This window comes from Micromonospora sp. NPDC047527, from assembly GCF_040643015.1.
GTDB lineage: Bacteria > Actinomycetota > Actinomycetes > Mycobacteriales > Micromonosporaceae > Micromonospora.
In genome coordinates, this window is sequence record NZ_JBEYTK010000005.1 from 263,368 (window position 1) to 287,964 (window position 24,597).

General features: G+C 72.0%; 25 protein-coding genes and 1 tRNA gene. 10 read left to right on the forward strand and 16 right to left on the reverse strand.

Annotation, left to right across the window (positions count from 1 at the left end; translation table 11 throughout):
* Window positions 1–21 precede the first annotated feature (21 nt).
* Together ABZ808_RS20880 and mca are read right to left on the reverse strand one after the other, a co-directional pair.
* Window positions 22–315, reverse strand: coding sequence for a hypothetical protein (locus tag ABZ808_RS20880; RefSeq protein ID WP_357008895.1), 294 nt, complete (start codon window positions 313–315; stop codon window positions 22–24).
* A gap of 48 nt (window positions 316–363) precedes the next feature.
* Window positions 364–1,245: a mycothiol conjugate amidase Mca gene (gene mca / locus ABZ808_RS20885; protein WP_357008900.1), complete on the reverse strand. Its 882-nt coding sequence runs from the start codon at window positions 1,243–1,245 to the stop codon at window positions 364–366.
* 201 nt (window positions 1,246–1,446) lie between these two features.
* On the opposite strand from mca, the gene ABZ808_RS20890 reads away from it, so the two are divergent.
* Both ABZ808_RS20890 and greA read left to right on the forward strand, forming a co-directional pair.
* Complete coding sequence (locus ABZ808_RS20890) at window positions 1,447–1,887, forward strand: DUF4307 domain-containing protein (RefSeq protein ID WP_357009554.1); 441 nt, start codon at window positions 1,447–1,449, stop codon at window positions 1,885–1,887.
* A 156-nt stretch (window positions 1,888–2,043) separates the two neighbouring features.
* The gene (greA, locus tag ABZ808_RS20895) at window positions 2,044–2,541 is read left to right on the forward strand and encodes a transcription elongation factor GreA (RefSeq protein WP_053655285.1); all 498 of its coding nucleotides are present in this window, start codon (window positions 2,044–2,046) and stop codon (window positions 2,539–2,541) included.
* 56 nt (window positions 2,542–2,597) lie between these two features.
* Here the strand turns inward: greA and ilvA are convergent, their stop codons facing one another.
* The 3 genes from ilvA to ABZ808_RS20910 form a co-directional block, all read right to left on the reverse strand.
* Entirely contained in the window at window positions 2,598–3,818 is a 1,221-nt protein-coding gene (gene ilvA, locus ABZ808_RS20900) for a threonine ammonia-lyase (RefSeq protein WP_357008903.1), read from the reverse strand.
* Window positions 3,819–3,992: 174 nt separating this feature from the next.
* Entirely contained in the window at window positions 3,993–5,402 is a 1,410-nt protein-coding gene (locus ABZ808_RS20905) for an amidase (RefSeq protein ID WP_357008906.1), read from the reverse strand.
* A gap of 12 nt (window positions 5,403–5,414) precedes the next feature.
* A complete protein-coding gene (locus ABZ808_RS20910; protein ID WP_357008909.1) occupies window positions 5,415–6,557 on the reverse strand; it encodes a cystathionine gamma-synthase in 1,143 nt (380 codons plus the stop codon).
* A 145-nt stretch (window positions 6,558–6,702) separates the two neighbouring features.
* On the opposite strand from ABZ808_RS20910, the gene ABZ808_RS20915 reads away from it, so the two are divergent.
* From ABZ808_RS20915 to ABZ808_RS20930, 4 genes are all read left to right on the forward strand, one after another.
* Window positions 6,703–7,113, forward strand: a complete 411-nt coding sequence (locus ABZ808_RS20915; protein ID WP_357008912.1) for an HIT family protein — start codon at window positions 6,703–6,705, stop codon at window positions 7,111–7,113.
* 84 nt (window positions 7,114–7,197) lie between these two features.
* Window positions 7,198–7,860: a peptide-methionine (S)-S-oxide reductase MsrA gene (msrA, locus tag ABZ808_RS20920; RefSeq protein ID WP_357008914.1), complete on the forward strand. Its 663-nt coding sequence runs from the start codon at window positions 7,198–7,200 to the stop codon at window positions 7,858–7,860.
* 369 nt (window positions 7,861–8,229) lie between these two features.
* Complete coding sequence (locus ABZ808_RS20925; RefSeq protein ID WP_357008917.1) at window positions 8,230–9,159, forward strand: ribonuclease Z; 930 nt, start codon at window positions 8,230–8,232, stop codon at window positions 9,157–9,159.
* Window positions 9,156–9,665, forward strand: coding sequence for a GNAT family N-acetyltransferase (locus ABZ808_RS20930; RefSeq protein WP_357008919.1), 510 nt, complete (start codon window positions 9,156–9,158; stop codon window positions 9,663–9,665). The genes ABZ808_RS20925 and ABZ808_RS20930 overlap by 4 nt, the downstream gene beginning before the upstream one ends.
* A 213-nt stretch (window positions 9,666–9,878) precedes the next feature.
* On the opposite strand, the gene ABZ808_RS20935 is transcribed toward ABZ808_RS20930, so the two are convergent.
* Both ABZ808_RS20935 and ABZ808_RS20940 read right to left on the reverse strand, forming a co-directional pair.
* Window positions 9,879–11,249 (reverse strand): cystathionine beta-synthase, encoded by a 1,371-nt coding sequence (locus ABZ808_RS20935; protein WP_357008921.1) that lies wholly within the window; start codon window positions 11,247–11,249, stop codon window positions 9,879–9,881.
* Window positions 11,250–11,321: 72 nt separating this feature from the next.
* Window positions 11,322–11,678, reverse strand: coding sequence for a YkvA family protein (locus ABZ808_RS20940; protein WP_357008924.1), 357 nt, complete (start codon window positions 11,676–11,678; stop codon window positions 11,322–11,324).
* Window positions 11,679–11,829: 151 nt separating this feature from the next.
* Here ABZ808_RS20940 and ABZ808_RS20945 point away from each other — a divergent pair, with 151 nt between their 5' ends.
* The 3 genes from ABZ808_RS20945 to ABZ808_RS20955 all read left to right on the forward strand — a co-directional run bounded on the left by ABZ808_RS20945 (window position 11,830) and on the right by ABZ808_RS20955 (window position 15,033).
* Complete coding sequence (locus ABZ808_RS20945; RefSeq protein ID WP_357008926.1) at window positions 11,830–12,882, forward strand: SGNH/GDSL hydrolase family protein; 1,053 nt, start codon at window positions 11,830–11,832, stop codon at window positions 12,880–12,882.
* On the forward strand, window positions 12,879–13,691 hold the full coding sequence (locus ABZ808_RS20950; RefSeq protein ID WP_357008929.1) for an SGNH/GDSL hydrolase family protein: 813 nt from the start codon (window positions 12,879–12,881) through the stop codon (window positions 13,689–13,691). The genes ABZ808_RS20945 and ABZ808_RS20950 overlap by 4 nt, the downstream gene beginning before the upstream one ends.
* A gap of 79 nt (window positions 13,692–13,770) precedes the next feature.
* Entirely contained in the window at window positions 13,771–15,033 is a 1,263-nt protein-coding gene (locus tag ABZ808_RS20955; protein WP_357008932.1) for an acetyl-CoA C-acetyltransferase, read from the forward strand.
* 7 nt (window positions 15,034–15,040) lie between these two features.
* Here ABZ808_RS20955 and ABZ808_RS20960 read toward each other — a convergent pair whose 3' ends face one another.
* The 4 genes from ABZ808_RS20960 to ABZ808_RS20975 form a co-directional block, all read right to left on the reverse strand.
* Window positions 15,041–15,361: a hypothetical protein gene (locus ABZ808_RS20960; protein WP_357008935.1), complete on the reverse strand. Its 321-nt coding sequence runs from the start codon at window positions 15,359–15,361 to the stop codon at window positions 15,041–15,043.
* A 46-nt stretch (window positions 15,362–15,407) separates the two neighbouring features.
* A complete protein-coding gene (locus ABZ808_RS20965; RefSeq protein WP_357008938.1) occupies window positions 15,408–16,166 on the reverse strand; it encodes a Bax inhibitor-1/YccA family protein in 759 nt (252 codons plus the stop codon).
* A gap of 136 nt (window positions 16,167–16,302) precedes the next feature.
* Entirely contained in the window at window positions 16,303–17,118 is an 816-nt protein-coding gene (locus ABZ808_RS20970) for a Bax inhibitor-1/YccA family protein (protein WP_357008941.1), read from the reverse strand.
* A 108-nt stretch (window positions 17,119–17,226) separates the two neighbouring features.
* Window positions 17,227–17,307: transfer RNA gene (locus tag ABZ808_RS20975), tRNA-Leu, on the reverse strand.
* Window positions 17,308–17,409: 102 nt separating this feature from the next.
* On the opposite strand from ABZ808_RS20975, the gene ABZ808_RS20980 reads away from it, so the two are divergent.
* Window positions 17,410–19,266 carry a hypothetical protein gene (locus ABZ808_RS20980; RefSeq protein WP_357008944.1) on the forward strand — a complete coding sequence of 619 codons (1,857 nt, stop codon included), beginning with the start codon at window positions 17,410–17,412 and terminating at the stop codon, window positions 19,264–19,266.
* A gap of 125 nt (window positions 19,267–19,391) precedes the next feature.
* Here ABZ808_RS20980 and ABZ808_RS20985 read toward each other — a convergent pair whose 3' ends face one another.
* From ABZ808_RS20985 to ABZ808_RS21005, 5 genes are all read right to left on the reverse strand, one after another.
* On the reverse strand, window positions 19,392–20,723 hold the full coding sequence (locus ABZ808_RS20985) for an NAD(P)/FAD-dependent oxidoreductase (RefSeq protein WP_357008947.1): 1,332 nt from the start codon (window positions 20,721–20,723) through the stop codon (window positions 19,392–19,394).
* Between the two features lie 103 nt (window positions 20,724–20,826).
* Window positions 20,827–21,390, reverse strand: coding sequence for a hypothetical protein (locus ABZ808_RS20990; RefSeq protein ID WP_357008949.1), 564 nt, complete (start codon window positions 21,388–21,390; stop codon window positions 20,827–20,829).
* Between the two features lie 148 nt (window positions 21,391–21,538).
* Entirely contained in the window at window positions 21,539–22,981 is a 1,443-nt protein-coding gene (locus ABZ808_RS20995) for a DUF58 domain-containing protein (protein WP_357008952.1), read from the reverse strand.
* Window positions 22,981–23,988 carry a MoxR family ATPase gene (locus ABZ808_RS21000; protein ID WP_357008955.1) on the reverse strand — a complete coding sequence of 336 codons (1,008 nt, stop codon included), beginning with the start codon at window positions 23,986–23,988 and terminating at the stop codon, window positions 22,981–22,983. The genes ABZ808_RS20995 and ABZ808_RS21000 overlap by 1 nt, the downstream gene beginning before the upstream one ends.
* Window positions 23,988–24,572: a hypothetical protein gene (locus tag ABZ808_RS21005; protein WP_357008958.1), complete on the reverse strand. Its 585-nt coding sequence runs from the start codon at window positions 24,570–24,572 to the stop codon at window positions 23,988–23,990. The genes ABZ808_RS21000 and ABZ808_RS21005 overlap by 1 nt, the downstream gene beginning before the upstream one ends.
* Window positions 24,573–24,597: the final 25 nt, after the last annotated feature.

Sequence of the window (24,597 nt, forward strand, 5' to 3'; positions counted from 1 at the left end):
TCGGCGTGAATCATGCGCGGACTACCCGTTCCGGTGCTGCTGGTGCCCGTTGGGAGCGGGCGTGGATGAATCACGCGCTCCGGTCCCATCTGTCGGATCGACGACTGACGTGTCCGCCCTGGTCGGGTCGGCAGGCCGCCCCTGTTGCGGGAACCGGTCCGGCAGCCGGCGCAGGCGGGCGTTCATGTTGCGGATCAGGAGGATGGTCGCGGTGGCCAGCAGCAGGATGAGGAAGAGGCCCATCGGCCCGGCCAGACCACCCGTGCGGGTGTCCCCGAAGTTGTTCTCCGCGAGCACCTGGGCAGCGGTCAGCATGGCGTTCCTCCGATGTGCGGTTGGTTACCAGGGTAGACCCGGCGGAAATCAGCGCGCGTGCGCCGTCTCCCGCACGCCGGCGAAGAGGTCGGACTCGGGCAACGGGCTGTCCACCACGGTGCGGGCCAGCTCGAAATCCTCGGTCGGCCAGGCACGCTGCTGCAGCTCCATCGGCACGTGGAACCAGAAGCCGTCCGGGTCGACCTGGGTGGCGTGGGCGCGCAGCGCGTCGTCGCGGACCGGGAAGTATTCGCCGCACTCCACCCGGGTCGTGATCCGAGGGCCCTTGTCGGGTCGCTCGTCCCAGCGCTTGAGCCACTCTTGGTACGGAGAGTCGCCGCCGGTGGCGAGCATGGCCTCGTGCAGGGCCATGATCTTGGCCCTGGAGAAGCCGATGTCGTAGTAGAGCTTCAGCGGCTGCCAGGGCTCGCCCAGCTCCGGGTAGCGCTTCGGGTCGCCGGCGGCCTCGAAGGCGGCCACGCTCACCTTGTGGCACATGATGTGGTCGGGGTGGGGGTAGCCACCCTCCTCGTCGTACGTGGTCACCACGTGCGGACGGAACTCGCGCATCAGCCGCACCAGCGGGCCGGCGGCCACCTCGACGTCCTGGAGGGCGAAGCAGCCCTCGGGCAGCGGGGGCAGCGGGTCTCCCTCGGGCAGGCCGGAGTCGACGAAGCCGAGCCAGGCCTGCTCGACGCCGAGGATCGCCCGCGCGGCGTCCATCTCGGCGCGCCGGATGTCCGCGATGTTGGCCCACACGTCGGGCCGGTCGAGCTTGGGGTTGAGCACGCTGCCGCGCTCACCGCCGGTGCACGTCACCACCAGCACGTCGACGCCCTGGGCGACGTACTTCGCCATGGTCGCCGCACCCTTGCTCGACTCGTCGTCCGGGTGCGCGTGAACGGCCATGAGACGCAGTTGCTCTGCCAACTTCGGCGCTCCTCGTCTGTGCCGACCGGGTGGACCCGACCGGTATCGACCGGCTGACCTGCCGGGATCTTCCGCACTCCGCCGCCGGTCGGCGCTGCGGCCCCGACCCGGCCTGCCATTGCGGCCGTTGGGCCGGGTGGGAGGATGGACCCTGTCATTCTTGCTGATGCCGCCGACAACAACGCCAGGAGATACCCGCCGGTGACCGAGACGCACGCCACAATTTCACCGGGCGCGCCGGTTTTTCCGGCCGGGCGCTACGGCCGCCGCCGGGCACCCGGCGGAGGCCGCCGTCGTACGCTGCTGGCCGCGCTGGCGCTGCTGGTGCTGGCGGGCGCGCTGAGTCTGATCTCCGTGCGGCTCTACCAGCAGTACGGTGATCCGAACTACAGCGCCCAGGTGATCACCTACACCGACATCACGGACAACCAACTGCTGCTCGACTTCCGGGTGACCGTGCCGTCGGGCGGATCGGCGGTCTGCGTCCTGCGTGCCCGTGACCGCGCCGGTGCCGAGGTCGCCCGCGAGCAGATCACGGTGACCGCGGCCCCGGGCGATCGGCACGTCACCACCCGGCATCGCCTGACCACCACCGCCCGGCCGTTCATCGGCGAGGTGCTGCGCTGTCGTCCGCCCGCCTGAGCTGCGCAACCACGTCTGCGAGCAGCTCGCGAGCGCCCTTACCACCGGTTGCCCGATCCGGACAGCGGTGATGATCGCCGACACGCTGTGTCGTACCGCACTGGTAACTTGGTAGTTCACCTGTCAGCCAGCCACGCACATCTGAGGAGACCGCCTGTGTCCACTGGCAACGAGGCGCCCGCCACCTGGCTGTCCCAGGACGCGTACGACCGCCTCCAGGCCGAGCTCGACGAGCACATCGCCAACCGCCCGGCGATCGCGGCCGAGATCAATGCCCGGCGCGAGGAGGGCGACCTGCGGGAGAACGGTGGCTACCACGCCGCCCGCGAGGAGCAGGGCAAGGCTGAGGGGCGCATCCGCTACCTGCAGGAGCTGCTGCGCACCGCCAAGGTTGGCGAGGCGCCGACGACGGACGCGGTGTCGCCCGGCATGGTCGTGACGATCTACTTCGACGACGACACCGACGACACCGAGACCTTCCTGCTCGGCTCCCGGGAGATCGCCGCCACCACCGATCTGACCGTCTACAGCCCCGAGTCCGCGCTCGGCAAGGCGATCCTGGGCGGCCGTCCCGGGCAGACCTGCACCTACACGGCACCGAGCGGCGCCGACATCAAGGTGACCGTGGTCAGCTTCGAGCCGTTCTCCGGCTGAGCACCGGCCCCCGGCCGTCTGAGGCGTACCGCCGCCGAGGTGTGGCACCCGCCGTGTCACCCCTCGGCGGCGAAGACCACCTGGTAACCGCTGGCCCGCAGCGCGCTGATCAGCGTGTCCGAGTGCTCCACTCCACGGGTCTCCACCGACAGCGCCACCTCCACCTCGCCGAGGCCCAGGTGGGGGTTGGCCCGCTGGTGCTCCACGTCCACCACGTTGGCCCGGTGCTCGGCGATCTGGCTGAGCAGCGAGGCGAGCTGTCCGGGCCGGTCGGAGCACCGCACCGTGACCCGCAGATAGCGGCCCGCGGCGGCCAGGCCGTGCTCGATCACCCGCATCATGAGCAGCGGGTCGATGTTGCCGCCGGACAGCACCGCGACCACCGGCGTCTCGACCTGCACCACACCGGCCAGCAGCGCGGCCACACCGACCGCGCCGGCCGGCTCGACGACCTGCTTACCCCGCTCCAGCAGCATCAGCAGCGCCCGGGAGATGTCCTCCTCGGAGACGGTGACGATCTCGTCGACAAGCTTGCGGACATGGTTGAAGGTGATCTCCCCCGGGCGCCCGACCGCGATGCCGTCCGCGATGGTGGCGAACGTGGGCAGCCGAACCGGCTCCCCCGCCACCAGCGAGGGCGGGAACGCCGCCGCGCCGGCCGCCTGCACACCGATGATGCGGACGTCCGGTCGCAGCGCCTTGGCGGCGACTGCCATGCCGGAGATCAGACCACCGCCGCCCACACCGGTGATGATCGTCCGCACCTCGGGGCACTGTTCGAGGATCTCCAGCGCCACCGTGCCCTGGCCGGCGATCACGTCCGGGTGGTCGAACGGGTGGATGAGCACCGCGCCGGTGCGCTCGGCGTACGTCTGCGCGGCCACCAGCGACTCGTCGACGGTGTTGCCGGCCAACTCCACCTGCGCGCCGTACCCCTTGGTGGCGGCGACCTTCGGCAGCGGCGCGTTGACCGGCATGAAGACCGTCGCGTGCGTGCCGACCAGACCGGCGGCCAGCGCGACACCCTGGGCGTGGTTGCCGGCGCTCGCCGCCACCACGCCGCGTTCCCGCTCCGCCGCCGACAGCCGGGAGATCCGCACGTACGCGCCGCGCACCTTGTACGAGCCGGCGCGTTGGACGTTCTCGCACTTGAGCCAGGTCGGCCCGCCCAGCGCCGCGCTCAGCGGTCGCGAGGGCTCCAGCGGGGTGATCCGGACGACGTCGGCGAGCAGTTCCCGCGCGGCCCGTACGTCGTCGAGGCCGACCAGTTCCGTCATGCCCCGATCGTGCCACCCGGGTCGGCGGCCCTCTGCGCCGACACCGGGTCGAGAGGCTCCCACCCCGATAGATCCACTCGACATCCCCGATCTGGCGGTATCAACCTCGCCCCGTTGGCGCGATATCCGCGATCCGGAGTGGATCATCCGCTGGATCAGCAGGACCAGCGACGATCAAGCGGCGGCCGGCGACCCCGTGCCGACGCGGGGATAGCCGGGCGCGTGCCGTGACCAGGGGGCGGCCATCTCGAACTGGCCGGCCACACCGAGCAGCAGCAGCTCCGAACCGGGTGGACCGACGATCTGCACGCCGACCGGCAGACCATCCGGGCGGCGGCCGACCGGCACCACGACCGCCGGCAGCCCGGCGATGTTCCACGGAGCGGCGTACGGGGCGTACCGGATGCTGGCCGACATGTTCGACCGCCAGGACCGCTCGGACCAGCGCCCGGCCTCCGGCGGGGCACTTGCCAGCGCCGGGGTGAGCAGCAGGTCGACCGAGTGATCGGTGAAGAAGTCGATCGACCGCTGCCGCCAGGCGGTCCGGTCGGCTTCCCGGACGTACCCCCGACGCTGCGCCCACTCGCCAAGCGCGACGTGCCGACGGGTACGCCGTTGCAGGCCACGCCGGTCCAATCCGGAGGCCCGAACGTCGGTGGCGGCGGCGGCGAACCAGGTGGCGATGCCCTGCAGGCCCAGCGCGGTGGGGTAGACCGGATCGGCCGGCACTGTGTCGTGCCCGGCGGCGGCGAGCAGCCGGCCGGCGACGGCGACGGCGTCCCGGTTGGGCGCGTCCGGCGAGACGCCGCGCACCGGGGAGCGCAGCGAGACGCCCACCCGCAGCCGCTGCGGTGGGACGAGCTTCTCCGGACGCCGACCGGCCAGCACCGAGAAGCCGACCGCCGCGTCCGCGACAGTACTGGTGAGCATCCCGTGCTCGGTGAGGCCGAACCAGTCGTCCGCGCCGAGCTGGCAGGGCACCACGCCCCGGCCGGGCTTGAGCCCGACCAGGCCGCAGCAGGCCGCCGGGATCCGGATCGACCCGAGGCCGTCGTTGCCGTGCGCGATCGGCACCAGCCCGGCCGCCACCGCCGCGGCGGCGCCACCGGAGGAGCCCCCGGGGGTACGCGTGCTGTCCCACGGGTTACGCGTCACCGCGCTGTCGTCGTCGGTGAGCGCCCACAGGCCCAGCTCCGGCATCCGGGTCACGCCCAGGATCACCGCCCCGGCACCGCGGAGCCGGCGAACCACCTCGTGGTCGGCCTCCGCGACCTCGGTACGCGCTGCGGGCGACCCGTTCCAGGTGGGCAGGCCGGCGACCGGGGTGTTCTCCTTGACCGCCACCGGCACCCCGGCCAGCGGCAGGTTGGCCAGGTCCTCCTGCTCGTCGACCTTCTCCGCCTCGGTGATCGCCTCGCCGCCGCGAACGGCGCGGAACGCCGCCAGATCGCGGTCGGCGGAGGCGATGTACTCGAGGTGGTCGGCGACGACCTGGGTGGCCGAGACGTCACCCCGGCGTACGCCCCGGGCGATCTGCTTGGCGGTCGCCCCGACCCAGGTCGCCATGATGTCCTGCACGGCCATCCTCCCCAGCGGTCAGCCCAGTGCCTGCTCCAAATCGGCGAGCAGGTCGTCGACCGTCTCGATGCCGACAGACAGTCGCACGAGATCCCCGGGAACTTCAAGCGGCGAGCCGGCAGCACTTGCGTGTGTCATCCGGCCCGGGTGCTCGATCAGGGACTCCACGCCGCCGAGCGACTCGGCGAGCACGAAGAGCTTGGCCCGGTTGCAGATCTCCACGGCGTGGTCCTCGCCGCCGGACGCACGGAACGAGATCATGCCGCCGAACCGGCGCATCTGCTTGGCGGCCACCTCGTGACCGGGGTGCGAGGGCAGCCCCGGGTAGATCACCTGGGCCACCTTGGCGTGCCCGTCGAGGTACGCGGCGAGCCGCTCCGCGTTGTCGCAGTGCCGGTCCATGCGTACCCCGAGGGTCTTGATGCCGCGCAGGGTGAGCCAGGCGTCGAACGGTCCGTTGATCGCGCCCATGGCGTTCTGGTGGTAGCGCAACTCCTCGCCGAGAGCGGCGTCGGAGACGACGAGCGCGCCACCCACCACGTCGGAGTGCCCGCCGATGTACTTGGTGGTGGAGTGCACCACCACGTCGGCGCCGTGCGCGATGGGCTGCTGGAGGTACGGCGAGGCGAACGTGTTGTCGACCACCAGCAACGCATCGACGTCGTGCGCCACACCGGCGAGGGCGGCGATGTCGGCGATGCCGAGCAGCGGGTTGGTGGGCGTCTCCACCCAGACGATCTTCGTCTGGCCGGGCCGCACGGCGGCGCGGACGGCGGCCGGGTCGGAGACCTTGGCCGGGGTGAACTCGATCCCCCATCGCTGGGCGACACGGGCGAAGAGCCGGTAGGTCCCGCCGTACGCGTCGTCCGGGATCACCACGTGGTCGCCCGGCTGGCAGACGGTCCGCAGCAGGGTGTCCTCGGCCGCCAGGCCGCTGGCGAAGGCGAGCCCGACCGGGCCACCCTCCAGCGCGGCCAGGCACTCCTGGAGGGCATCGCGGGTGGGGTTGCCGGAGCGGCTGTACTCGTAACCGAGCCGGGGCGCGCCGACGGCGTCCTGGGCATAGGTGCTGGTCTGGTAAATCGGTGGGATAACCGCGCCAGTGCGGGCCTCAGGGTCCTGACCGGCGTGGATAGCGAGCGTCTCAAAGCCGTGGTTCATTCTGTGAGGCTAGTGCCCCCGTCCCACGCGCTGGAACGGAACCTGCCCTGCCGGGCGACCAGGTTGGCTACGCACGCAGCATCCAGGCAGACAAATGGACAGACCAATCGATATGTACGCGGGGGCGCCGGCATAGCCTGCAGGGATGAGCGGGTGTGTGTTCTGCGGGATCGTGGCGGGTGAGGTTGCGGCGTTTCGGGTCGCCGACGAGCCGGACGGGGTGGCGTTCCTGGACACCCGTCCGGTCTTCGCGGGGCACGTGCTGGTGGTGCCCCGGGTCCACCTGGTGACCCTGGCCGAGTTGCCGGCCGACCTGCTGCCCGGCTACTTCGCCCTGGTTCGGCGGCTGGCGGTGGCGGTGGAGACCGCACTGGGCGCCGGTGGGACGTTCGTGGCGATGAACAACAGGGTGTCCCAGTCCGTCCCGCACCTGCACACCCACGTGGTGCCCCGGACCAAGGGCGACGGGCTGCGGGGCTTCTTCTGGCCCCGCACCCGCTACCGGGACGACGCCGAGGCCCAGACCTACGCCGACCGGATCGCCGCCGCCCTCTGAGCGGGCCTGAGTCACAATCACGCGGGTAAGGAAGGAAGACCCACCGGTGTTACACGCTGGGAGAGGTACGAGAGGAGTCCCACCGTGTTCCTGCGCCGTATGAACGCCGAGATGATTTCGCCCGAGCAGGCCCTGCCGGGCCGCCCGATCGCCATGCCGGTCGCCGACCGGCACGAGGTGCTGGGTACGCCGCTCAAGGGCCCGTTCCCCGAGGGGCTCCAGGTCGCCGTCTTCGGCATGGGCTGTTTCTGGGGTGCCGAGCGGCTGTTCTGGACGCTGCCCGGCGTGTTCACCACCTCCGCCGGCTATGCGGGTGGCATCACCAAGAACCCGACGTACGAGGAGACGTGTTCCGGGCGGACCGGGCACGCCGAGGTCGTCCAGGTGGTGTACGACCCCAGCAAGATCACGTACGAGGACCTGTTGAAGGTCTTCTGGGAGAACCACGACCCGACCCAGGGCATGCGCCAGGGCAACGACGTGGGCACCCAGTACCGGTCGGCGATCTACACGACCACCGACGAGCAGCGCGCCATCGCCGAGTCGTCCCGGGACGCCTTCCAGCCGATCGTGACCCGCGCCGGCAAGGGTGAAATCACCACCGAGGTCGCCCCACTCGGCAGCTACTACTTCGCCGAGGACTACCACCAGCAGTACCTGGCCCCGACGAAGAACCCGAACGGGTACTGCAACCACGGCCCGAACGGGCTGAGCTGCCCGGTCGGCGTGGCCCGTACCGCCGGCTGACCGTCACCACCTGCACGAAACCGCGATGCCCGGCCACCCACGAGGTGGCCGGGCATTCCCGTCTGGCCGTGTGATCGAAATCCGTTGCCGAGCCCGGCGGGGACTCGATAGCGTGCAGGTACACGTGAAAGGAGGTGGTCCAGACTTGTATAGCAATCGGACTCGTGAGGTGGCTGTCCGCTAGCCGCTGTCCTCGACAGTGATCGGTTCGCCAACAGGCGGGCACCAGCACCATCGTCGAGACCGTGTGGCAGCGGTGCGGCGAATCCACGACAGCCACCCGACCCCCGGGGTGCCGGCCTCAGTCCAGCCGGCCCGCGCGCAAGCGTGGAGCACCCCGGGGGTCGCTTCATATCCGGAGGACCGGCGATGTCGATGCGCGAGCTGGTGGTCCTGGGAACGGCCAGCCAAGCGCCGACCCGGCAGCGCAACCACAACGGGTACGTGCTGCGCTGGGACGACGAGGTCATCCTCTTCGACCCTGGTGAGGGCAGCCAGCGCCAACTGCTGCACACCACGGTCACCGCCACCGACCTGACCCGGATCTGCGTCACGCACTTCCACGGCGACCACTGCCTGGGCCTGCCCGGGACCATCCAGCGGCTCTCCCTGGACCGGGTGGCCCACCCGGTCGCCGTGCACTTCCCGGCTGGTGGCGCCGAATACTTCGCCCGGCTGCGGCACGCCACCTCGTTCTACGAGACGGCGGAGCTGGCCGTCACCCCGATCGAGGCCGACGGGCAGCGGATCGCCCTGCGCTGCGGCACGCTGGAGGCCCGCCGGCTGCGGCACCCCATCGAGACGTACGGCTATCGGCTGGTCGAGCCGGACGGCTGCCGGATGCTGCCGGAGAAGCTGGCCGCGTACGACATCGCGGGGCCGGCCGTCGGTGAGCTGATCCGCGTCGGGCACCTGGACCTCGACGGGCGTCGCGTCACCCGCGACGAGGTGAGCGTGCCACGGCCGGGGCAGCGGTTCGCCTTCGTGATGGACACCGGCCTCTGCGACGGGGTCTACGCGCTCGCCGAGCACGCCGACCTGCTGGTCATCGAGTCGACCTTCCTGGAGTCGGAGGCCGCGCTCGCCGCCGAGGTCGGCCACCTGACCGCGGCGCAGGCCGCGCGGGTGGCCACCGAGTCCGGGGTACGCCGGCTGGTGCTCACGCACTTCTCCCAGCGCTACCCCGATCCGCGCCGGTTCCACGACGAGGCCCGCGCGCACTTCGACGGGGATCTGATCATCGCCGAGGATCTGAGCACCGTGCAGGTGCCGCCGCGCCGGGTAGCCTCGGCCGGATGACCGTCACGCTCCGTCCCACGACCAGTGACGACCTGATGGGGGTGGGCGCCCTGCACCAGCGCTCCCGGGTCGCCGCGTACTCCTCGTTCGTTCCGGCCGAGGCGCTGGCCGACCCGACGGCCGAGGCGATGGGTGCGTACTGGGCCGAGCGGTGGAGATGGGAGCGGGACACCCACCGGCTGACGGTCGCGGAGCGGGCCGGGGCGCTGGTGGGGTTCAGCTACCTGGGCCCGGACGACGAGGACGACCCGGCGACAGGGCTGCTCAACGCCATCCACCTGGACCCGGCCGAGCAGGGCCGGGGCACCGGCCGCCTGTTGATGGTGGATGCCCTGGACGCCATGCGCACGCTGGGCTGGCGCCGCGCCGCGCTCTGGGTGCTTCGGGACAATGCCCACGCCCGCGCCTTCTACGAGAGCGGCGGCTGGACTCCGACGGGAATGCAACGCGACGAGTTCATCGGCGCTGCGCCGACCCCCCAACTGCGCTACACCCGCCTCCTCTGACGCCCCGCCCCGGCGCTCGTGCGGTGCGTGGGGCGCGCCCACCCACCCCTACTTCAGCGCCCTTTGCTCTGCTTCAACATACGCAACACCGAGTGTCCGGTAATCGGACACTCGGTGGTGCGTGGAGTGAAGCAGAGCAAAGGACGCGGCAGAGGTATCCGGTGCCGCCCGCCCCGAGGTGGGCAGGGCAGGCGACGGGCCCGAAATAGAGAGCTAGTGGGCGCCGAGGTGTGCCAGGAGGTCCTGGCGGGTGAGGACCCCCCGGGGCTTGCCGTCGACGAGGACCAGTGCGGCGTCGGACTTCTCCAGCAGCCCGACGGCCTCGCTCACCGGCTGGCCACCACCGATCATCGGCAGCGGGTCGCCCATGTGCCGCTCGATCGTGTCGTGCAGGTGGGCCTGACCGGTGAACAGCGCGTCGAGCAGGTCCCGCTCGGCGATGGAGCCCGCGACCTCACCGGTCACCACCGGCGGCTCGGCCTTGAGCACCGGCAACTGCGAGACGCCGTACTCGCGCATGTAGTCGATCGCGTCGCGGACCGTCTCGGTCGGGTGGACGTGCACCAGCTCGGGCAGGCCGCCCGGCTTGCTGGCCAGCGCGTCGGCCACCGTCGGCTCGGCGCCGGAGTTGTCGAGGAAGCCGTACCGGGCCATCCACGAGTCGTTGAAGATCTTCGAGAGGTAGCCCCGGCCGCCGTCCGGCAGCAGCACCACCACCACGTCGTCCGGCCCGGCCCGGCGGGCCACCTCCAGTGCAGCGACCACGGCCATCCCGCAGGAACCGCCGACCAGCAGCCCCTCCTCGCGGGCCAGCCGCCGGGTCATCTCGAAGGACGCCTTGTCGGAGACCTCGACGATCTCGTCGGCCACACCCCGGTCGTACGTCTCCGGCCAGAAGTCCTCGCCGACGCCCTCCACCAGGTACGGCCGGCCGGTGCCGCCGGAGTAGACCGAGCCCTCCGGGTCGGCCCCGATGACCTTCACCCGGCCGTCGGAGGCTTCCTTGAGGTACTGCCCGATGCCGGAGATGGTGCCGCCGGTGCCGACGCCCGCCACGAAGTGGGTGAGCCCGCCCTCGGTCTGCTTCCACAGCTCGGGGCCGGTGGTCTCGTAGTGCGAGCGCGGGTTGGCCGGGTTGCTGTACTGGTTGGGCTTCCAGGCGCCGGGGATCTCCCGGGTCAGCCGGTCGGAGACGTTGTAGTAGGAGCGCGGGTCCTCCGGGGCGACCGCGGTCGGGCAGACCACCACCTCGGCGCCGTACGCCCGCAGCACGTCCTGCTTGTCCTGGCTGACCTTGTCGGGGCAGACGAAGACACACTTGTAGCCCTTGAGCTGGGCCACCAGGGCCAGCCCGACGCCGGTGTTGCCGCTGGTCGGCTCGACGATGGTGCCGCCGGGCCTGAGCAGGCCCGCCGCTTCGGCGTCCTCCACCATCCGCAGCGCGATCCGGTCCTTCACCGAGCCACCCGGGTTGACGTACTCCACCTTGGCGAGCACGGTGGCCTGGATGCCCTCGGTGACGTTACGCAGACGTACCAGCGGGGTGTTGCCGATCATGTCGACGACGTTGTCGTAGAACTGCACGGTGTGCCCTTCGTCGCGGCACCGGCAACGGCGGCCGGGCAGAATTATCCTCGCCGCCCAGCGTACGTGCTGTCAGGGCACCAACCCGCCGGGGATGACCGAGCTGCGACGGGCCTCCCACTCCAGGAAACGCTCGGTCTCGGCGAGCACGCTGCCGGCCAGCCAGGTGACCATGACCGCGTCGTCGGCCAGCCCGAAGATCGCCAGCGGGATCTCCGGCAGCAGGTCGAAGGGCGAGACGATGTACGCCGTCGCCGCGGTCATCAGGGCCAGTCGGAGGCCGCCGTCGTACTCGCCCTTGGTGGTGGCGCGGATCATCCGGGGCAGCGCTGCCAACCGGGTCCCCAGCGAGGGTCCGCCGCGCGCCCCCGCCGTCAGTGCCCGGGCCAGGGCCGCGAACGCCGCGCTGCGCTTCAGTGTCTTACCCATGGTTGCGCTCCTCTCCGCCGGATCAGCGTGGCGGGTCGGCGCAAGTATGGCCGGCCTCCACCGGACAGATACCCCGTCGCGTCGGGTTCCAGGCATCCGCCAGCCGTGACGACGACAGCGGCGTGTCGGGCCGGCGCGATAATGTCGCTGTATGGGGGTGGCTGGTTCTGTCGTGCCCGTTGGTCCGCGCTGGCGACACGCCTGGCGGATCGCTCGCCTGGCGGCCATCGGCACGGGCGCCACCGCGGCGGCCGTGATGGCGACCGGCGGGGTGCTGCTCGGCCAGGCCCGGCAGGCCCGGCGCACCATTCCGATGGCCGAGGCGCCCCCGCCGCGCTGCGACGGGATGTACGGCGCGAAGTTCCCCGGCCCCGCGCTCACGGTGGTCGTGCTCGGTGACTCGTCGGCGGCCGGTTACGGCGTGCACCGCCGCCGCGAGACGCCCGGCGCGCTGCTCGCCACCGGCCTGTCCCGCCGGCTGCACCGTCCGGTTCTGTTGCGCCGTTTCGCGGTGGTCGGGGCCATCTCGTCGGCGCTTCGGCACCAGGTGGAGGCGGCGCTGGAGTGTGAGCCCGACATCGCGGTGATCCTGATCGGCGGCAACGACATCACCAACCGCACCCCGCGCGGGCTGGCCGTGCGATACCTCATCGAGGCGGTCCAGACTCTGCGGGACGCGGGTTGCGAGGTGGTCGTCGGCACCTGCCCCGACCTGGGTGCGATCCGGCCGATCCAACCACCGCTGCGGTGGCTGGCACACCGGTGGAGCCGCCAGCTCGCCGCCGCCCAGACGGTCGCGGTGGTCGAGGCGGGCGGCTGGACGGTGTCCCTGGGCGACCTGCTCGGTCCACGGTTCGCCGCCGAGCCGCACCGGATGTTCGCCTGGGACCGGTTCCACCCCTCCGCCGAGGGGTACGCGGTCGCCGCCGCAGCCCTGCTGCCGACGATGCTCTCCGCGCTCGGCACGGGGCAGGAACGACGGGCCACCACGGCACGGGGTGAGGGCGTACGGTCGCTGCCTAAGGCCGCGCAGGAGGCGGCCCGGCACGCCGGCACCGAGGTCAGTGGCGTCCAGGTCCGGGGCCGCGACCGAGGGCCGGCCGGCCGGTGGGCGCAACTGCGCCGCCGGGCGTTCTTCGGTGTCAACGCGGTGCCGCAGCACGGCGCCGCACCGGACACGTCGACAGTGGAGGGACTGGCATGAACCAGCGCAGCGAGCGGCACGTGACCGCCGGCCTTCCCGGCCGACTGGGTCGGGCGGCGGCGCTGTCGCTGCTCGCCGGCACGGTGGGCAGCGCGGCCGTCCTCGCCGGTGAGGCGTTCGTCGCACGCCACCGGCGGTACGCCCAGCCGGAGTTGGGTCTGGCGCTGCGCGCCACGGTCGGCCGGGCCGGCGCGACGCCGCTGCGGCTGGTGCTGCTCGGCGACTCGTCGGCGCTGGGTGTGGGCGTCGACCGGCTCGACGACACCATCGGCGGGCAGTTGGCCAACCTGCTCGCCGAGGGTCCGGCCGGCCGTCGGGTGCACCTGTCCAGCGTCGGCGTCTCCGGCTCCCGCTCGACCGATCTGGCGACCCAGGTGGCCCGGGCCCTGCTGGGCGAGCGACCCGACGTGGCGCTGATCCTGATCGGCGCGAACGACGCCACCGGGATGCGCCGGCCCGCCGACGCGTCGGCGTACCTCGCGGCGGCGGTGCACCGGCTGCGGGAGGCCCGCGTCGAGGTGGTGGTGGGCACCTGCCCCGACCTCGGCGCCGTACGCGCCATCGCGCCCCCGCTGCGGCAGCTGGTGGGCTGGTCCGGCCGGCGGATGGCACGCGCACAGACCGCGGCAGTGCTGGAGGCCGGCGGCTCGGTGGTCGATCTCGCCACCGAGACCGGGCCGGTGTTCCGGGCCGACGCGGGGACGCTCTGCCACGACGGCTTCCACCCCTCCGCCGACGGCTACCGGGTGTGGGCGCACGCCCTGCTGCCGGCGGTCGCGGCCGCCGCGGCGGTCGCCTCCCGACGCTAGATCAGACCCGCTCAGGGTGACATTTCCCGCCGTCTCTGCTTCTTCCGCGCCATGTTACCGCCGCGTTAACGTTGGGCCCATGCCGATTGAGTCGTCCCGCGACGCCGTCATCGTCGCTACCGCCCGCTCCCCCATTGGCCGGGCGTACAAGGGGTCCCTGCGCGATGTCCGCTCCGACGACCTCGCCGCGACCATCGTCCAGGCCGCCCTGGCCAAGATCCCCCAGCTCGACCCGACCACCATCGACGACCTCTACCTCGGGTGCGGCCTGCCCGGCGGTGAGCAGGGCTTCAACATGGCCCGCGTGGTGACCACCCTGCTCGGGCTCGACACCGTCCCCGGCGCCACGCTGACCCGCTACTGTGCCTCGTCACTACAGACCACCCGGATGGCCCTGCACGCGATCCGGGCCGGCGAGGGCGACGTGTTCGTCTCCGCCGGCGTCGAGATGGTTTCCCGGTTCGCCCGGGGCAACTCCGACGGTCTGCCGCCGGAGGCTCAGGCGCTGGTCGGCGGCGGTTGGGAGAATCCGCGGTTCGCCGCGGCCCACGACCGCTCGAAGCGCCGCGCGCAGGGCGGCGCCGACGTGTGGACCGACCCGCGCGAGTCCGGCGACCTGCCGGACATCTACCTGAGCATGGGCCAGACCGCCGAGAACCTGGCCCAGGTGCACGACGTCTCCCGCGCCGACATGGACGAGTTCGGCGTTCGCAGCCAGAACCTCGCCGAGAAGGCCATCGCCGACGGCTTCTGGGCCCGGGAGATCACCCCGGTCACCACGCCGGACGGCACCGTGGTCAGCACCGACGACGGTCCGCGCGCGGGCGTCACCCTGGACGCCGTGGCCGGGCTGAAGCCGGTGTTCCGCCCCGACGGTCGGATCACCGCCGGCAACTGCTGCCCGCTGAACGACGGCGCCGCCGCCGTGGTGGTGATGAGCGCCCAGCGGGCCGAGGAGTTGGGGCTGACCCCGCTGGCCCGGATCGTCTCGACCGGCGTCACCGCCCTGTCACCGGAGATCATGGGCCTCGGCCCGGTCGAGGCGTCCCGGCAGGCGCTGAAGCGGGCCGGCATGACGATCGACGACGTCGACCTGGTGGAGATCAACGAGGCGTTCGCCGCCCAGGTGATCCCCTCCTACCGGCAGTTGGGCATCCCGGAGGAGAAGCTGAACGTGATGGGCGGCGCGATCGCGGTCGGCCATCCGTTCGGCATGACCGGCGCCCGGATCACCGGCACCCTGCTCAACGCGCTGGAGTGGCACGACAAGACCATCGGCCTGGAGACGATGTGCGTCGGCGGCGGCCAGGGCATGGCCATGGTCCTCGAGCGGCTGAACTGAGCTGACGTCAGAGCGCCGCGCGGGTCGCCGTCACCTCGGCGGCGGCCCGCGCCAGCGCCTCGGCATCAGCCCCGGCGGCCAGCAGGTCCGCCGTCACCACCCGCAACTGGTCGGGCAGCGCCAGGTCGTTGACCAGCCGAGGGACCGTGCGGCGAGGTTCGCCCTCGGCGTCGGCGGCCAGGTTGGCGACCTCCTGCACGAGCCGGTGCATCAGGTCGGCGCGGGACATGTTCGCCGTCGTCGCTGCCGCCGCCCAGCGCGGCTGCTGCCAGTGCCCGACCTGACGGACCAGCAGTCGAACAACCTCATCCAACTCCGCTGCGCTCATCGCCGCCGAGTCTACGGCCGGCGTCGGCCCCGACACCCCCGGCCGGTCACCGGCGCAGGTAGCTGAGCAGCCGCAGCAACTGCCAGTAGAGAAAGACCAGGCCGGTGACCAGGCCGAACGCGCTCAGCCACGCGTACCGGCGGGGTCGGCCGTCGCGCACCGAGCGCTCGACGAGATCGAAGTCGAGGATGAAACTGAACGCGCCGGCGATGATCGCCACCACCGAGAAGGCGTACGCGAGCCAGCCGACCTCCCCGCTGACGCTGTACGTCGCCAGCCCTGGTCGCCCGGAGATCAGGTACGACACCAGGTTGACCACGCTGAGCACGGCGATGCCGAGCAGCGTGCCGATCACCAGTCGGGCCAGCCGGGGCGTCGCCCGGATCACCCGGGCCCGGTACAGCGCCGCCATGCCGAGGAAGACGCCGAAGGTGCCGGCCACCGCCTGCGCCACGATGCCCGGGTAGATCTGCTCGAAGGTCCGGCTGGCCACCCCCAGCAGCAGCCCCTGCAACAGCGCGTAGCCGGCGATCGGCACCGGGTTGGTGATCCCCCGCAGCGAGATGACCAGGACCAGCGCGATCGAGGCCAGAGCGCTGCCGGCCAGCGCGGCGCCCAGCCAGGCCGCCTCCGGCACCACCACCCAGGACACCGCCGCGGCCACGCCGGTGAGCAGGAGCAACCCGACGGTACGGACCACCACGTCGTCGACGGTCATCGGCTCGACATCCCGGGAGCCGAGCACCCGGCTCTCGAACCGGCCGGTCTCGTCCAGCCGGTTGAGCACCGGATTGTTGCTGCGCACCGTCGCCTCCCTCACCCGCGTACCCCTCGCAGTCACTCTGCCCCGGGCGGCCCGGCGGCGACGGCGAAACGGCGCGGACGACGGCGCCCGCCCCCACGGAAGCGGGGGCGGGCGCCGGTCGACAGAGCGGACGAGGTCAGTCGTCGCCCTGGAAGTAGCTCAGCAGACGCAGGATCTCGATGTAGAGCCAGACCAGGCTGACCAGGATGCCGAACGCGGCCACCCAGGAGTAGCGCTGGGGAAGGCCCATCCGGACGCCGTCCTCGACCTCCTTGAAGCTGAGCACGAAGCTCAGCGACGCGACCACGATGCAGACCAGGCTGAAGCCGATGGCCAGCGGGCTGCCGTCGCGCAGGCCGGTGTTGACGCCGAACAGCGACAGCACCAGGTTGATCATCATGACGGCGAAGAGGCCGACCATCGCCGCGATCATGCCCTTGACGAAGGCCGGGGTGGCCCGGATGACCTTCGCCTTGTAGAGCATCGCCATCAGGAAGAAGATGCCGAAGCTGGCGACGGCGGCCTGGAGCACGATGCCGTCGTAGCGCGTCTCGAACGCCTTGCTGACCATGCCGACGAAGACACCTTCGACGACCGCGTACGCGATGACCAGTGCCGGGTTGGCCATCCGGGAGAACGAGATGATCAAGCCAAGGGCCAGGCCGACCACTGCCGCGCCGATCCAGGCGACCCCGACCAGCGAGTCGGGCACGAGCACCCAGGCGGCCGCGGCGGTGATGCCGAGGATGCCGAGGAGAGCGACCGTCTTGACGACCACGTCGTCGACGGTCATGGGTGCCACGGCGGGCGGTGCGACCGGGTAACCGGCCTGGGACGGGTACTGCTGGGGAATGCCGGGCTGTCCGTACGGCCCGGTCGGTGCGTACCCGGCGGAGCGCTCCCGCTCGGCCGCCTGGCCGAGCCGGGCGAGCACCGGGTTCGAGGTCTTCACTTTCTGGCCTCCCTCAGGGGGTCGTTTGCACGTGAACGTGCCCTCCAAGAGTAAACGGCCCAGCCAAGTCCTGGTGATCACGAATGAGAATGTGTGCGAGCCGACCGGTGCCCGGGGCGGGGGTCGAACCCGCACGCCTTGCGGCAGCCGCTTTTAAGGCGGCCGTGTCTGCCTTTCCACCACCCGGGCGGGTGGCACCGGCGCGCCGACACGCGCGGGTGCAGTGTCACCGTAGCCGGTCGTCGGCAACCCGGCGTACCCCGACGGGCAGGCCACATTAGGGTCGATGCCGTGAGCAGCGCAGCCCCCACGGCCCCCGACGCCGCCCCTGACCAGGCGTTGCGCCTCGTCGATCAGGTCGACCGCCGAACCCGGGCCGTCCGGCTGCTGGCCGCCGTGCGCCGCCACCGGGCTGACCTGCTGGTCGCGCTGATCTGGGTGGTGCTGGCCGGCTGGTTGACCCACGGGCTGTGGCCCGACCCGGGCGGGCGGACGCTGGCGCTCAACCCCGAGGACCAGGCCCTCTACGAGTGGTTCCTGGCGGTCGACGCGAGGGCGCTGCTCGGCGACTTCAGCCTGCTCACCGACCGGCTCAACGCCCCCGACGGTGTCAACCTGATGGCCAACACCACGGTCATCGCGCTCGGCATCGTCTGCGCGCCGCTCACCCTCCTGTTCGGTGCGCCGGTCACCTTCGCGCTGCTCGCCGCCGCCAACCTGGCCGGCACCGCCCTCGCCTGGTACCTGCTGTTCCACCGGACGCTGCGCGCCCGCCGGCTGGCCGCCGCGCTCGGCGGCGGGCTCTGCGGCTTCGGCCCGGGCATGGTCTCGCAGACCAACAGTCACCTGCACATGACCGCCCAGTGGCTGGTGCCGGTGATCGTCTGGCTGGTGGTCCGGCTGCTGCGGGCCGCCGATCCAGGCCCCACGCCGGCCGGCTCCGTGGCTGCCCTGCCCACCGGGCCGGACCGGCGACGGATGGTCAGCTCAGCCGCCGGGCTGGCCGCGGCGGTCACCGCGCAGGTCTTCATCGGCGAGGAGGTGCTCTTCCTCGCCGCCGTCACCCTGCTGGTGATGGCGATCAGCTACGCCGTGGCGGACCGGGACCTGGCCCGGCGGGCCCTGCCCGGCTTCGCCGGCGGACTGGCGATCGCCGCCGGCCTGGCACTGATGGTGCTCGGATACCCGCTGTGGTTCCAGTTCGCCGGGCCGCAGGGCGTCGCCGACGGCATGTTCAGCCCGGCCTACTTCTCGGCCGACCTGAGCAGCTGGTGGGCGATCTCCCCGCTGTCGGTCGCCGGCAGCGACCAGGCGTCCCGGCTGACGACCGGCCCCGCCGAGTACAACACGTTCCTCGGTTGGCCGCTGCTGCTGGTCACCGCGGTCTGCGCGATCTGGGCCGGCCGACGCCGGCTGGTGTTCAGCTGCGTGGTCGCCGCGCTGGTGATGGGCGCCCTCTCGCTCGGCCCGGAGGTGGTGCTCGGCGGCACCCGCACCGCGCTGCCCGGGCCGTACGCCCTGCTGGCCGGGCTGCCGGTGGTGGACGGCGCGCTGCCGATGCGGTTCGCCCTGGCGCTGCTCCCGATCATCGCGACACTGCTGGTGCTGGCGGTCGACCGGGCCCTGCGTACCACCGGACGCGCGCGACGGCTGGTGCCGCTGGCGGTCGTCGCGACGCTGCTGCCGATCTTCCCGACTCCACTGCCGACCGCCGAGCGGCCCGAGGTTCCCGAGTTCATCACCGGCGGGCACTGGCGGCAGTGCGTACGCCCCGGCGGGGTGCTCGTCCCGGTGCCGCTGCCCACGCCCAAGGAGCCCTGGCCGATGCGCTGGGCAACCGCCGCCAACGCCGGATTCGGCCTGCCCGAGGGCTTCTTCATCGGCCCGTACGGGCGGGGCGGCACCGCGGCCATGGGCACCTTCAAGCAGCCCACCTCCGCCCTGCTGGCCGACGTCGCCCGGCGCGGCGACCAACCGGCAATCGGCGACGAGCAGCGCCGGCAGGCCGCCCGCGACGCGGAGTTCTGGGGTGCCTCCTGCGTGGCGCTGACCGACGACGCCCCCCACGCCGAGAGCCTCCGCGCAACCCTGGAGCAGCTCTACGGCCCGGCAACCCGCATCGCCGACGCCTGGACCTGGCGGGTCTGACCACGCCGACCCGCCCGACCACGCCGACCCGCCCGCCGATCTTGCACTTGCTGCCCGGACAATACGTGCCAAAAGACGCGTATCGGCGTCCGGAAGTGCAAGATCGGCGAGGGTGGGTGACGGGGTTAGACCCGCGGGGCGCCGACGGGCTGGGACGCCTCGACGAACTCCTCGCGCGGATCGTGCAGCTGACCCAGGGCGACGACCTCACGCTTGAGGAAGAACGCCAACGACCAGTCCACCACGACCCGGACCTTGCGGTTGAACGACGGGATACGGCTCATGTGGTACGTACGGTGCATGAACCACGCCGGCCAGCCGGTCATTTTGATGCCGTACACCTGGGCGACGCCCTTGTGCAGGCCGAGGCTGGCGACGCTGCCCGCGTGCTTGTGCTTGTAGTCGACCGGCTCTCGGCCCCGGACCACCGCCGCGATGTTGTCGGCCATCCGGGCGGCCTGACGCACCGCGTGCTGCGCGCTCGGCGAGCAGAAGTTGCCCGGCTCCTTCGTCAGGTCGGGAACGGCGGCGCAGTCGCCGGCGCTCCACGCACCTTCGACCACCCGATCGCCGTCGACGACCTGGAGGGTCGGCAGGCAGGTGACCCGCCGCCGCTCGTCGCGCGGGAAGTCGGTCGCGTCCAGCATCGGCGACGGCTTCACGCCAGCCGTCCAGACGATCGTGTCGGACCGGAAGCTGTCACCGTCGGAGAGCTTGACCACCCCGTCGACGCAGGACTCCAGGCGAGTGTCCAGCCGGATGTCCATGTTCCGCTTGAGGAGCTGCTGCACCGTGTAGGCGCCCATGTCCCGGTCCACCTCGGGCAGCACCCGCTGGGTGGCCTCGACGAGCACCCAGCGCATGTCCTCCGGCTTCAGCTCCGGGTAGTAGCGCAGGGCGTCGCGGGCCATGTCCTCCATCTCGGCGAGCGCCTCGATGCCGGCGTACCCACCACCGACGAACGTGAAGGTCAGCGCCGAGCGGCGAACGTCCGGGTCCGGGGTGACAGCCGCCACGTCCAGCCGGTCCAGCACGTGGTTGCGGAGGTAGATCGCCTCACCGATCGTCTTGAACCCGATGCCCTCTTCGTGCAGGCCCGGAATCGGCAACGTACGGGACACCGAACCCGGCGCCACGATCACGTGGTCGTACGCGATCTCCCGGGCCGGGCCGGCGATCGGCTGCACGGAGGCCACCTTGCGGTCGTGCTCGATACGGGTGACCGTGCCCGCCACCACCGTGCATCGGCGCAACTCCCGACGCAGCGGCACCACCGCATGGCGTGGGGAGATGTTGCCCGCCGCCGCCTCGGGCAGGAACGGCTGATAGGTCATGTGGGGCTGAGGGTCCACCACAATGACCTCAGCCTCACGGGAGCTGAGCTTCTTCGACAGTCGCAGGGCGGCATAAAGACCAACATGCCCGGCACCCACCACAAGGATCCGCTTCGGATTCACGCCATCTATCTTTCCCCGGCCGGCTCAGGTAATCCCGCTCGCGCCCCCCATCTGTGACGGAGCACAACCCGTGTGACCTGGGTAACCCAGCCGCCCCACCGGTCTACTTGCGCCGCAGCAACCAACCCAGCAGCCCGACCAGACCCACCGCCACCAGCAGCCCCAGCACCGTCACCCACTGGTAGCCGACCTCACCACTCAGGCCCGCCACCTGCAACAGCAGCACCGCCAACACGGACGTACCCAGCAGCACCGCCGCCGCCCGCAGCAACCACCGGCTGATCAGGTCCGGATCCACCACCCCGTCGTACGGCAGCAACGCCGCCAACGCGCAGAGCGAGTGCGACAGATACAGCAACGCGGCGACGGCCAGCAGCCGCCACAGCGCCACCGGCCGGCCGTACCCGTCGGTGGCGAGCAGCCAACCACCTACCGTGACCAGGGCCACGAAGGTCGGCCACGGCCGGCGCGGGCCCACCGCCGGCAGCAGCGCGGCCACCGCCAGGAACAGCAACGGCCGACCGGGCAACACCTCGGCGGGAAACGCCAGCGCGAACCCGGCCAACACGGTGACGAAGATCCCCGCCCGGACCAGGAGCGGAACGGCGCTGACCCGGGCCACGGCGTTCTGCGCCGCCCGGACCCGCCCAGTGACCGCGTCGATCATCTGCACCCACCCTGCTCACTCCTCGCGCTCACCGGGCCACAATTCGTTCGCGGCTGCGGGGCTCGCAAACCCGGCTCACTCCTCGCGCTCACCGGACCGCCCTGGGCTCGCGACTGCGGGGCTCGCAAAACCGGCTCACTCCTCGCGCTCACCGGGAACCGACCCTTGGGGCCGTTGCCAGCCGCGCCACGTCCCGCAGCACCTGGTCCAGGCTGCCGGCGCCGGCCCAGCGCACGACGGGCACGCCGTGCTCCCGGAGCTGCCCGATCATGGTGTCCCGATCCAGCCGCCACAGCCGGTACGCCACCTCGGCCCAGCCCCGGTCCTTCGGCGGCGCCAGGTCCGTCGGCAGCGTGTCGACCGCCACCACGAACCGCCCGGAGCGGGCCAGCCGGGCCAGCATCTGCGCCGACCGCTCGTCCAGCAGCGGGGTGAGGACCACCACCAACGCGTCCGAGGAGAGCATCTGCGGGCCGAAGACCTGGTCGTACGGCTCGTGCTGGGAGGCCTCGGCCCGTACGTCGAGCAGCCACTCCAGGACGGTCAGGTACTGCCGGCGGCCGGCGGCCGGGCGCAGCCGTCGAGCACCCGGCCCGTACTCCAACAGCGAGACCCGGTCACCCCGGTGCAGGTAGTGCTCGGCGATCGCGGCGGTCGCCCGCACGGTGGTGTCCAGCACCGAGGCGGCACCGCCCACCCCGCCGGAGCGCCCAGCCTCGGCGAGTACGTCGAGCAGCACCACCACCTCGGCGTCCCGGTCGGACAGGGTCGCCGCCACGTGCAACTGTCGGGCGCGCAGCGAAACCCGCCAGTCGATGCGGCGCAGCCGGTCGCCCGGGGCGAAGATCCGCACGCCGGCCAACTCGCCGCCCTCACCGGGCCGGCGGGAGTGGTGCGCGCCGACCAGGCCGGCGGCCCGGGGCATCGCCTCCACCGCCTCGAACGGCTCGGTACGCGGGTAGACCCGCACCGCCTCCGGCTCGACGATCACCGACCGGGAGACCAGCAGACCACCGGCCGCGGCGACCCGGGCACCGGCCGGGCCGACCGGGTGCCGGCCCCAGCGCAGAGCCCGGCCGGCCAGTTCCAGATCCACCACCGCGGCCACGGGCACCGAGGTCACGAACGGCCGGTCGGCGGCGGAACGACCCGTGCCGTCCGCCGGCTCCCCGGTAGGCGCCACACCCGGAGGAGCAGCACCGTCGGCGGGTTCGGCACCGGCGAAGCCCGCCCGTGTGATCCGCAGCCACGGAGAGACCCGGGACCGCACCACCACCAGGTCGTAGCCGACCGTGTCGGGGTTGCCGACGCTGACCGTCGCCGCTACCGCACCGCCCTCCACCAGCGGCCCGTCGTCACCAGCGGTGACCCAGACCTGCGGCAGCGCGGTGGGCCGGCGACGCAGCGCGTACGCGGTGCCCAGCGCGAACGGGGCGGCCAGTACGACGAGGTCGATGCGCCCCAGCAGCACCCCCGCCACCAGCAACAGGCCGGCGAGCAGCACCGCGCGGGCGAGCGCGGGGGTGGGGGCCCAGCCGGCGGTCGAGTCCGGCTCGGTAGATCGCGGCACGGGCGCGGTCGGTCCGGTCATCAGCGTCGGAGCCCACCGGCGGCGTAGCTGGGCAGGGCGCCACTGGCCGGGGCGGGCGTCGCCTCCAACACCTCACCGACCACAAAGGCCGGGTCGACCCGGCGCAGCCACATCTCCGGGCGCAGGGTGATCCGGTGGGCGAGCGCGGGCGCCGCCACCTCCTTGACGTCCTCCGGCACCACGTAGTCCCGGCCACCGAACACCGCGCGGACCCGGGCCAGCAGCAGCAGCGCCAGCGAGCCGCGCGGCGAGGCGCCGACCAGCACCGACGGGTGTTCCCGGGTGGCCGCGGTGAGGGACACGATGTAGCGGCCGATGGAGTCCTCCACCACCACGTCCTCCAGAGCGGCCTGCATCGCCCGCAGGGTGGCCGCGTCGACCACCGGCTTGATGTCCGCCTCCTCACGGCGACGGCCCATCCGGCGGCGCAGCACCTCCCACTCCTCCTCGTGCTCCGGGTAGCCGAACGAGACCCGCAGCAGGAACCGGTCCAGTTGCGCCTCGGGCAGCGGGTACGTGCCCTCGTACTCGATGGGGTTGGCGGTGGCCAGCACGTGGAACGGCTCGTCCAGCTTGTACGTGACGCCCTCCACGGAGACCTGCTTCTCCTGCATGGCCTCCAGCAACGCGGACTGGGTCTTCGGTGGCGTCCGGTTGATCTCGTCGGCGAGGAGCAGGTTGGTGAAGACCGGCCCCGCCCGGAAGGCGAAGTCACCGCTGCGCTGGTCATAGAGGAACGAGCCGGTGACGTCGGCGGGGAGCAGATCCGGGGTGAACTGGAGCCGGCGGAAATCCAACCCCAACGCCTGGGCGAAGGACCGCGCGGTGAGCGTCTTGCCCAGGCCCGGCAGGTCCTCCAGGAGCACGTGCCCACCGGCCAGGATGCCGGCGAGGACCAACTCCAACGCGTCCCGTTTGCCGACCACGACGGTGCCGACCGCGTCCAGGACCGCCCGGGCCAGGCGGCCAACCTCGGCGGCGGGCATGCTCCGGTCCACGTCGTTCATCAGATCTTCTCCAGTTCGGCGACGATCACCGCGAGATCGCGCGGCGACGGGGGGCGTCGGGGCGGGCTTTCCAGGAACGTCCACAGCCGGTCACCCAGCAGGGCACGAGCGCGGGCTGGGTCCGATTCACGGGTCACGGCGTGCTTCAGGCGCAGCCGCTCGTCGGCCAGCTCCGCGAGCCGAGGCAGGATCACCCCGCTGAAGCGTTCGGGCCGTGTCGTGGACCAGTCCAGCGGCAGTTCCCAGCCGTTGATGGCGGCGCGCAGCGCGTCCCGCGCGCCCCAGTTCCAGGCGCCGTCGTCGTAGCGGATGGTCGGAGGCCGGGACCTGCCCGCCGCCGGCGGTGCCACGGCGGCGGCGACCCGGCGCACCGCGAACACCGCGAACACCCCGGCGACCAGGATCACCAGCGAGACCTTCAGGCCGACCGCGCGGAGGCCGACGATCAGCACGACGACCACCGCCGCGTTGCCGGCCAGGGCACGCAGCACCCGCCCGGCCCGGCTGCCCCCGTTCCGGTCGTCGCGCCTCGCCGGCTCCTCCTCGAAGGTGAGCAGGTCGTCGATGCTGGCGCTGCCACTCACAGTGACACCTTCATTCGCGACTGCT

What these genes read in the sequence shown, in the direction of transcription:
- ABZ808_RS20960 (WP_357008935.1), bottom strand. Translation starts at nt 15,361, where the DNA reads ATGAGCGCAGCGGAGTTGGATGAGGTTGTTCGACTGCTGGTCCGTCAG.
- ABZ808_RS20990 (WP_357008949.1), bottom strand. Translation starts at nt 21,390, where the DNA reads ATGATCGACGCGGTCACTGGGCGGGTCCGGGCGGCGCAGAACGCCGTG.
- ABZ808_RS20880 (WP_357008895.1), bottom strand. Translation starts at nt 315, where the DNA reads ATGCTGACCGCTGCCCAGGTGCTCGCGGAGAACAACTTCGGGGACACC.
- ABZ808_RS20925 (WP_357008917.1), top strand. Translation starts at nt 8,230, where the DNA reads ATGTCGATGCGCGAGCTGGTGGTCCTGGGAACGGCCAGCCAAGCGCCG.
- ABZ808_RS20910 (WP_357008909.1), bottom strand. Translation starts at nt 6,557, where the DNA reads ATGAACCACGGCTTTGAGACGCTCGCTATCCACGCCGGTCAGGACCCT.
- ilvA (WP_357008903.1), bottom strand. Translation starts at nt 3,818, where the DNA reads ATGACGGAACTGGTCGGCCTCGACGACGTACGGGCCGCGCGGGAACTG.
- ABZ808_RS20930 (WP_357008919.1), top strand. Translation starts at nt 9,156, where the DNA reads ATGACCGTCACGCTCCGTCCCACGACCAGTGACGACCTGATGGGGGTG.
- ABZ808_RS20905 (WP_357008906.1), bottom strand. Translation starts at nt 5,402, where the DNA reads ATGGCCGTGCAGGACATCATGGCGACCTGGGTCGGGGCGACCGCCAAG.
- ABZ808_RS21000 (WP_357008955.1), bottom strand. Translation starts at nt 23,988, where the DNA reads ATGAACGACGTGGACCGGAGCATGCCCGCCGCCGAGGTTGGCCGCCTG.
- ABZ808_RS20915 (WP_357008912.1), top strand. Translation starts at nt 6,703, where the DNA reads ATGAGCGGGTGTGTGTTCTGCGGGATCGTGGCGGGTGAGGTTGCGGCG.
- ABZ808_RS20995 (WP_357008952.1), bottom strand. Translation starts at nt 22,981, where the DNA reads ATGACCGGACCGACCGCGCCCGTGCCGCGATCTACCGAGCCGGACTCG.
- ABZ808_RS20955 (WP_357008932.1), top strand. Translation starts at nt 13,771, where the DNA reads ATGCCGATTGAGTCGTCCCGCGACGCCGTCATCGTCGCTACCGCCCGC.
- ABZ808_RS20950 (WP_357008929.1), top strand. Translation starts at nt 12,879, where the DNA reads ATGAACCAGCGCAGCGAGCGGCACGTGACCGCCGGCCTTCCCGGCCGA.
- ABZ808_RS20940 (WP_357008924.1), bottom strand. Translation starts at nt 11,678, where the DNA reads ATGGGTAAGACACTGAAGCGCAGCGCGGCGTTCGCGGCCCTGGCCCGG.
- ABZ808_RS20945 (WP_357008926.1), top strand. Translation starts at nt 11,830, where the DNA reads ATGGGGGTGGCTGGTTCTGTCGTGCCCGTTGGTCCGCGCTGGCGACAC.